Source organism: Vibrio sp. 2433-A1 (assembly GCF_056726085.1).
Genome location: NZ_JBRESC010000020.1, coordinates 63,271 through 71,309 on the forward strand (window position 1 = coordinate 63,271; position 8,039 = coordinate 71,309).

7 protein-coding genes and 1 other annotated feature are annotated in these 8,039 nt (G+C 44.7%); of the genes, 5 read left to right on the plus strand and 2 right to left on the minus strand.

The annotated features are described in order from the left end of the window. Positions 1-69: 69 nt before the first annotated feature. Positions 70-456: a DUF3293 domain-containing protein gene (locus ACU01J_RS17695; protein ID WP_481086896.1), complete on the plus strand. Its 387-nt coding sequence runs from the start codon at positions 70-72 to the stop codon at positions 454-456. 27 nt (positions 457-483) lie between these two features. Further along, complete coding sequence (locus ACU01J_RS17700; protein ID WP_481086897.1) at positions 484-969, plus strand: putative 4-hydroxy-4-methyl-2-oxoglutarate aldolase; 486 nt, start codon at positions 484-486, stop codon at positions 967-969. Here the strand turns inward: ACU01J_RS17700 and ACU01J_RS17705 are convergent. Continuing rightward, positions 966-1,427, minus strand: a complete 462-nt coding sequence (locus ACU01J_RS17705) for a hypothetical protein (RefSeq protein WP_481086898.1) — start codon at positions 1,425-1,427, stop codon at positions 966-968. The genes ACU01J_RS17700 and ACU01J_RS17705 overlap by 4 nt on opposite strands. Positions 1,428-1,705: 278 nt before the next feature. Next, positions 1,706-1,824 (plus strand) — a sequence feature (Thr leader region). 29 nt (positions 1,825-1,853) lie between these two features. Here ACU01J_RS17705 and thrA point away from each other — a divergent pair. The 3 genes from thrA to thrC are packed head-to-tail and all read left to right on the plus strand — an operon-like array spanning position 1,854 to position 6,566. Then, complete coding sequence (gene thrA / locus ACU01J_RS17710) at positions 1,854-4,313, plus strand: bifunctional aspartate kinase/homoserine dehydrogenase I (protein WP_481086899.1); 2,460 nt, start codon at positions 1,854-1,856, stop codon at positions 4,311-4,313. A 16-nt stretch (positions 4,314-4,329) separates the two neighbouring features. Continuing rightward, a complete protein-coding gene (gene thrB, locus ACU01J_RS17715) occupies positions 4,330-5,286 on the plus strand; it encodes a homoserine kinase (RefSeq protein WP_004416890.1) in 957 nt (318 codons plus the stop codon). After that, positions 5,283-6,566, plus strand: coding sequence for a threonine synthase (gene thrC, locus ACU01J_RS17720; RefSeq protein WP_481086900.1), 1,284 nt, complete (start codon positions 5,283-5,285; stop codon positions 6,564-6,566). Before thrB ends, thrC begins: the two co-directional genes overlap by 4 nt. A gap of 46 nt (positions 6,567-6,612) precedes the next feature. Here the strand turns inward: thrC and ACU01J_RS17725 are convergent, their stop codons facing one another. Beyond that, positions 6,613-7,944 carry an IS4 family transposase gene (locus ACU01J_RS17725; protein ID WP_481084253.1) on the minus strand — a complete coding sequence of 444 codons (1,332 nt, stop codon included), beginning with the start codon at positions 7,942-7,944 and terminating at the stop codon, positions 6,613-6,615. Positions 7,945-8,039: the final 95 nt, after the last annotated feature.

Consider the following 8,039-nt stretch of genomic DNA (forward strand, 5'->3'; position numbering starts at 1 on the left):
TTTATATCAAGAGTTGGGATGTAACAAATATTAATAGTATCTACTAAATGTAAATCGTTTGGAGGCTCGATGATAGATGTTGAGCTATGGCAAGCCTATTGCGACCCGTACTTCCGATTTTCTGCGCTGCCTAAAAGTGCCACCTTTGCCATTATTACGGCTTGGAACCCGAGAAGTGTTTGCTTGTCTGAGGTTGATAATGACCTAAAAAATCAACACTTAGCACAAGAAATAGACCATACTTGTTATACTGGTGTACGAGTTGGCAACCGGAACTTTACTTGGAGTGAGGCCAGCTTTGCCGTCGATATCAGCCGAGAGCAAGCGTTAATTTTAGGCCAAAAGTACCACCAAAATGCGATTTATTACGTAGAAGGAGAGTGGTTGTATTTGATCTCCTGCTTAGAAGAACAAAACAAGGTTTTGCTAGGAAGATGGCAAGAACGATGTAGATAATGGATTTAAGAAGCTCATGGAGGAAAAATGAAAGATATTACACCTGATATTTGTGACAAGCATGAAGATAAAGTGACGCTGCTAGCACTGCCTCTGCATAGTTTTGGACGCAAGCTCGCCTTTTACGGCGAAATTGTTACGGTACGTTGCTATCACGATAATTCCAAAGTACGTGAGATGCTCAGCCAAGACGGTACTGGGAAAGTGTTGGTTGTGGATGGCCATGGCTCGTGTCAAAAGGCGTTATTAGGTGACCAACTTGCCATTTTGGCTATCGATAATCATTGGGAAGGTGTCATTGTAAATGGTGCGGTGAGAGACGTGGCTGCCATGTCAGAAATGGAACTCGGCATCAAAGCTCTTGGGACTAACCCATTTAAGACAGAGAAGCGTGGGGCCGGAGAAATAAATGTGACTCTGACTATCCATAATCAAATGATTCAACCTGGGGATTACATTTACGCCGATTGGAATGGGGTACTAATGTCAACTGAGTTACTGGACTGGAGTTAAAAGCGAAAGCCTAAACCTACCTCAACCCCTTTTTGCCACTCTTGATAATCGAGAGTGGCATGAATGTCCAAGTTTTCCGTCAGTTTTAGACGGCTTGAAACTTCTGCAGAAAGGCTTTTCTCTTTACCGTCTTCAACACTTTCTTCACTCGAAGAGAGCAACATACTTTGAACCGATACTCTTGGAGTCACCTGATAGCTCACGCCGCTCAAGAAGCCCGTTTCGTTGATCTTATCGCTATTATTGAGACGCGCACCAACATAGAGATCAATGTTATCAAATATATTGTATGAGTAACCGCCATCCACCTTCCAAGAGTCGAAATCTCGTTGATCACTTTCACTGGAAATAAAGATCTTATGCGGTGAGGTATGTTGTTGAGATGGTAATGGAGGAAGCTCCGTGGCAAGTAATGGACAGGCGAAAGCAAGCGCTGACAGGCTTAATATTATTTTCATTTGCCGCTCCTTGCTTGTTTTTTGTCCACTGCGTTTGTAATTAAAGCATAAAACGAATGAACTAGTAGTAACTTTTATATAGCAAAAAGTTATTATGATATGTGCTTATGGTTTCATTATTCGGTTAAATAGATTTGTTACTTAAGTTTTATTTGTGAATGCGAGTAGAACGGAGTGTGAACAAAAAATAGTAACTTTTCATTGACGCAAGGATGAGAAATAGGTTAAACGTATGGGTAAGCAAACACATCGTGAAGATAAATAAAGTATGCAGCACCAAAGCCTAGTAATGACCACAACCATTATTATTACCGACATCGCTATTGTTGGGGCAGGCTGCTAAGCGAAAGAAATTCAAAAAAAGGCCTGTATCCAACAAGATACAGGCCTTTTTTTATGCCGATTTAAAACATTTTGGAGGAAGGGATGCGAGTTTTAAAGTTTGGAGGTTCATCATTAGCCGATGCTGACCGTTTTTTACGAGCAGCAGATATCATTGCTAATAATGCACAGCAAGAAGAAGTGGCCGTAGTGCTTTCAGCACCGGGAAAAACCACAAACAAGTTAGTTTCAGTGATCGAAGGTGCGCTGAAAAATGGTGAAGCTGAGCTGCAAATTGCTGAGCTAGAAGATTCATTCCGCGATCTATTCCAAGATATCAAGCAAGTACTGCCTAACCTAGATGGCAGTGGTTATGACAACCAAGTTAAGACATCATTAACTCAACTGCGTCAGTTTGTTCATGGTATCAATCTACTTGGTATGTGCCCAGACAATGTGAACGCGCGCATTATCAGTAAAGGTGAACGCGTTTCTATCCAGCTAATGAAAGCGGTTCTCGAAGCGAAAGGTCAAGCAGCAAGCCTAATCGACCCTGTTCAATACCTGTTTGCTCGTGGAGAGCATTTAGAGGCGATGGTAGATGTTGAAGTATCGACTCAGAACTTCCGTCAAAACCCTCTTCCTCAAGGTCACGTCAATATCATGCCGGGCTTTACCGCGGGTAACGAAAACGGTGAGTTAGTTACGCTTGGTCGTAATGGCTCAGATTACTCTGCAGCAGTACTTGCGGCCTGTCTGCGCGCCGATTGCTGTGAGATTTGGACGGACGTTGATGGTGTTTACAACTGTGACCCACGCCTTGTTGATGATGCACGTTTATTAAAATCACTAAGTTACCAAGAAGCGATGGAATTGTCGTACTTTGGTGCTTCAGTGCTTCACCCGAAAACCATTGCTCCTATTGCCCAGTTCCATATTCCTTGTCTGATCAAGAACAGCTTTAACCCTCAAGGTGCTGGCACGCTGATTGGCCAAGATACTGGCGAAGATAAGCTAGCTATCAAAGGGATTACTACCCTAAGTGATTTGACGATGGTCAATGTCTCTGGTCCAGGTATGAAAGGTATGGTGGGCATGGCGAGCCGTGTATTCGGCGCGATGTCATCAGCAGGCGTATCAATTGTACTGATCACTCAATCATCATCTGAATACAGCATCAGCTTCTGTATTGAAGCGCAAGACAAGGCTTTAGCAGAGCAAGCGCTAACAGATACATTCGAACTGGAATTGAAAGATGGCCTACTTGAACCTGTAGAGTTTATTAATGATGTTGCTATTGTCACTCTTGTTGGTGACGGTATGCGTACTTCTCGTGGTGTTGCTTCGCAGTTCTTCTCATCTCTTGCTGAAGTGAACGTTAACATTGTTGCTATTGCTCAAGGCTCATCAGAGCGTGCTATCTCAGCGGTTATCCCAGAAGATAAGATCTCTGAAGCGATCAAGGCATGTCATGAGAACCTGTTTAACTCTAAGCACTTCCTAGATGTGTTCGTTGTTGGTGTTGGCGGCGTTGGCGGTGAGCTGGTGGATCAGATCCAACGTCAGCAAACGAAATTGGCAGAGAAAGGCATCGTGCTGCGCGTTTGTGGTCTAGCGAACAGCAAAGGTCTGTTGCTTGATAGCGAAGGTCTACCACTTGACCATTGGCGTGACCGCATGAACGATGCATCAGAAGAGTTCAGCCTAGCGCGTCTCATCTCTTTGGTTCAGCGTAACCACATCATTAACCCAGTATTGGTTGACTGTACATCAAGCGAAGCGATCGCTAACCAATATGCGGACTTCTTAGCGGCAGGCTTCCACGTTGTTACCCCAAATAAGAAAGCCAATACTGCTAGCATGGCCTATTACCACCAACTGCGTGATGTAGCGCGTAGCTCTCGTCGTAAACTTATGTATGAAACGACGGTGGGTGCAGGTCTACCTGTTATTGAAAACTTACAGAACCTTATTGCCGCTGGTGATGAGCTAGAGCGCTTTACCGGTATCTTATCTGGTTCGCTATCTTACATCTTCGGTAAGCTTGATGAAGGTATGACGCTTAGCCAAGCGACAAACATCGCTAAAGATAACGGCTTTACTGAGCCCGATCCTCGTGATGACCTATCAGGTATGGACGTGGCGCGTAAGCTGCTGATCCTTGCGCGTGAAGCGGGGATGAACTTAGAGCTTGAAGATGTGATCGTTGATCAAGCTCTGCCACCGGGCTTTGATGATTCAGGCTCTATCGAAGAGTTTATGACTCGTTTACCTGAAGCTGATGCTTACTTTAAAGAGCAGTCTGCTAAAGCAGCGGAAGAAGGTAAAGTACTGCGTTATGTCGGTGAAATCGCTGACGGCCAATGTCGCGTAAGTGTTGCTGCGGTTGATGAAAACGACCCTATGTACAAGATTAAAGATGGCGAGAACGCGCTAGCATTCTTTAGTCGTTACTACCAGCCAATCCCGCTCGTTCTGCGTGGTTACGGCGCGGGTACAGAGGTAACAGCAGCAGGTGTCTTCTCAGACGTGATGCGTACATTAGGTTGGAAGCTAGGAGTATAAACATATGAGTCGTGGTATGGATGTAGTGGTTTACGCTCCAGCATCAATCGGAAATGTCAGTGTAGGTTTTGATGTGCTAGGGGCGGCTGTGTCACCAGTTGATGGCACTTTACTTGGTGACCGCGTTCAAGTGAAGGCAGGCAATGAGCCTTTTTCGCTCAAAACCGCGGGCAGCTTTGTCGCAAAGCTGCCAGAAAACCCAAAAGAGAACATCGTCTATGACTGTTGGCGTGTTTTTGCTCGTGAATTAGAAAAGAAAGGGGAAGCACTACTTCCTCTTGAAATGACGCTTGAGAAAAACATGCCTATCGGTTCTGGTCTTGGTTCAAGTGCCTGTTCAATCGTCGCGGCATTAGATGCGTTAAACCGCTTTCATGGTGAACCCCTAGATGAGACTGAGCTTCTCGCCCTGATGGGTGAAATGGAAGGGCAGATCTCAGGTGGTGTGCATTATGACAACGTTGCACCGTGTTATTTAGGTGGCGTGCAATTGATGCTAGAAGAGCTAGGCATCATCAGCCAAGAAGTGCCGTGTTTTGATGATTGGTATTGGGTAATGGCTTACCCTGGTATCAAAGTTTCGACGGCTGAAGCAAGAGAGATCCTACCATCTCAGTACCGTCGTCAGGATATCATTGCTCATGGTCGTCATTTAGCGGGCTTTATTCATGCGTGTCATTCGAATCAGCCAGAGCTCGCGGCAAAAATGATCAAAGACGTGATCGCTGAACCGTATCGTGCGAAACTGCTACCGGGGTTCGCTGATGCTCGTCAGTATGCGGCGACCGCAGGCGCTTTAGCTACTGGCATTTCTGGTAGCGGCCCAACACTATTTAGTATTTGTAAAGATAAAGATGTCGCTGAGCGTGTTGCTCGTTGGCTCGAACAAAACTACGTACAAAATGAAGAAGGATTCGTCCATGTTTGTCACCTGAACAAGCAAGGTTCGAACGTAACAGGAAGTGAGCTATGAAGCTGTACAACATAAAAGAAAATGACGAACAAGTTTCCTTTGGCCAAGCCGTTCGCCAAGGTCTAGGCCGTAATCAAGGTCTATTTTTCCCACAAGAACTGCCTAAGTTTGATGATATTGATGCGCTACTTGCAGAAGATTTTGTTTCACGTAGTACCAAAATCTTATCAGCACTGATTGGCGATGAACTGACGGAAGAACAAGTAAATTCAATGGTTGATGCAGCGTTCCAATTTCCTGCACCAATTAATAAGGTGAAAGATGGCGTTTACGCGTTAGAGCTATTCCACGGTCCTACGCTGGCGTTTAAAGACTTTGGTGGCCGTTTTATGGCTCAGTCTTTAGCGGCCGTTTCTGACGGCGGTAAAATCACTATCTTAACGGCAACGTCAGGTGATACTGGCGCGGCAGTGGCCCATGCGTTCTATGGTATGGAAGACATCAATGTTGTTATTCTATATCCGAAAGGCAAAATTAGCCCGCTGCAAGAAAAGCTATTCTGCACGTTAGGTAAAAACATCCACACGGTTGCGATTGATGGTGACTTTGATGCGTGTCAGGCGCTAGTGAAGCAAGCATTTGATGATGCTGCGCTACGTGAAGAAATCGGCCTGAACTCAGCAAACTCAATCAATATTTCACGTCTAATGGCGCAAATTTGCTACTACTTTGAGGCTGCGTCTCAGCTAAGCAAAGAAGAGCGTGAAAACCTAGTTGTATCAGTACCAAGCGGTAACTTCGGTAACCTAACCGCAGGCTTGCTAGCAAAAGCCCTAGGTCTACCTATCAAACGCTTTATTGCGGCAACCAATGAAAATGACACGGTACCTCGCTACCTAGAAACTGGCAAGTGGGATCCCAAACCAACGGTTGCGACAACATCGAACGCGATGGATGTGAGTCAACCAAACAACTGGCCACGTATCGAAGAGCTATGCCAGATCAAAGGTTGGGGTTTGGATACGCTGGGTAAAGGTAAAGTGTCTGACGAGCAAAGTGCTGAGTCGGTACGTGACCTACAAGCGCAAGGCTATTTATGTGAGCCACATGGTGCGATTGCATACCGTCTGTTAGACGAGCAACTGCAAGAAGATGAGACGGGTATATTCCTTTGTACAGCGCACCCTGCGAAGTTCAAAGAAGTGGTTGATGAGATTCTAGGTTCAGATATCGATTTGCCAGCACCGCTTGCTAAGCATTCAGCGATGGAACTTCTATCTGAAGACCTAGCTAACGACTTTGACTTACTAAAAGAAGTTTTACGTCGAGTACAGAAATAATCTGCGTTGCTTGAATATAAAAAAGGTCACCTCGGTGTAATGCCAGTCAGTTAAGCTGACTGGCATTTTTTCTATTTGTTGCGTACTTCTTGGGTTTCAACTTCACCCATCGAGGATAACTTCTATCTTCTCTTCGAGGCGGTAAGATAAACATGGATACATGCTCTAGTAATACCTCATAGTGTTTAGGGAGCTTTCCTGGGCTTGTTAAAGGCAACGCTGCAAAGTATTGCGTCACAGCCATAGCGCTACTCGTAAAGCTCAGTTGATTTGGCCAGACGCTATCTAACCTACTTGCCGCTTTTGTCATAACCTGCCTGATAAGGTTATAGGCGAGTAAAATACCCCAGAGCTCCTGCTTAACCATATCTGGACGCTTGCTTCGCAATGTATACTCACTGTCAAGTAAGGTCTGCTTCATTTCCCGATAGCCTAATTCGATTTCCCAGCGATAACGATAGAGCTCTACGATTTCTTCGCCAGGAAAACGTAACCCATCACGCATTGATGTAAGCACCTGATACTCCTTACCTTTAATGATTTTTGAGACTAACCTTGCTTCAACTACATCAGGAAGTTCACTAAACTTCTTTCTTGCCTGAGGTGTTGTTTTAATCGCAACGATTGCATCACTCTTGCTGTACCTATGAACGACTTCATACTGGAAGTCTTTTCTCACAGGGAGCATCCAATGCCTCTCTTGGCCGACTTTGTTCCATCGGTTAAGCAGTCCCAGAGAGTAATATCCTTTGTCAAAAATAGTCAGAGAATGGTCTGGCGTTTGTTCTATGAGTTCTTCTGCAAGCCGCATTTCGTTGGTTCGATAGTCAGAGAATGCACTATCGATGAGCTGATGACTTGTAAGCTCCATCAAGCAAACCATGCGTATCTTAGGGTAAATATTTTCAGATGACTGATTACGCTGTGCTTTAAACTCTTGATGATTTTCAGGTGTATCTGCCGTTCTCCAAACGACACCATCGACAGATAGAAGATTGAGTCCACACCAAGTTTCAAACTTAGAAGATTGATAACTCTGAGCCGCCATCGTCTTAAAGACTTGTTTAACACCTTCTTCGCCTAATCTCTGCCTCGCTTGGACAACAGCACTTGGCGCAACAAAGCGCTGTTTGTCTGGTAGGACAATATCAAGTTGGTTAGCGATATCCCAAACAGATTGTTGCCGAAAAAGACTCATTCCTACAACGGACCAAAGTACTGCTTCCAAGGGTAAGCGTCTTCTTCTCACTGTTGCTACACCAGCTTTTTCAAAACCTTGCTGGATAAGCTCTGGACTAAGGATCTCAGAGTATTTGTCAAAGTGATGGAAGGTATTGCATGAGCGAAAAGTATTCGCAAGTTGGCTTTCTAAAGACATGAAAAATCCGATATTAGTTTCCTAATATCGGATTTTGAAGCCTTTTGAGGATCGGTCAAATGATCTCAAAAATTTTTCTTAACTGATCGGCATTA

What these genes read in the sequence shown, in the direction of transcription:
- ACU01J_RS17725 (WP_481084253.1), bottom strand. Translation starts at nt 7,944, where the DNA reads ATGTCTTTAGAAAGCCAACTTGCGAATACTTTTCGCTCATGCAATACC.
- thrC (WP_481086900.1), top strand. Translation starts at nt 5,283, where the DNA reads ATGAAGCTGTACAACATAAAAGAAAATGACGAACAAGTTTCCTTTGGC.
- ACU01J_RS17695 (WP_481086896.1), top strand. Translation starts at nt 70, where the DNA reads ATGATAGATGTTGAGCTATGGCAAGCCTATTGCGACCCGTACTTCCGA.
- ACU01J_RS17700 (WP_481086897.1), top strand. Translation starts at nt 484, where the DNA reads ATGAAAGATATTACACCTGATATTTGTGACAAGCATGAAGATAAAGTG.
- ACU01J_RS17705 (WP_481086898.1), bottom strand. Translation starts at nt 1,427, where the DNA reads ATGAAAATAATATTAAGCCTGTCAGCGCTTGCTTTCGCCTGTCCATTA.
- thrB (WP_004416890.1), top strand. Translation starts at nt 4,330, where the DNA reads ATGGATGTAGTGGTTTACGCTCCAGCATCAATCGGAAATGTCAGTGTA.
- thrA (WP_481086899.1), top strand. Translation starts at nt 1,854, where the DNA reads ATGCGAGTTTTAAAGTTTGGAGGTTCATCATTAGCCGATGCTGACCGT.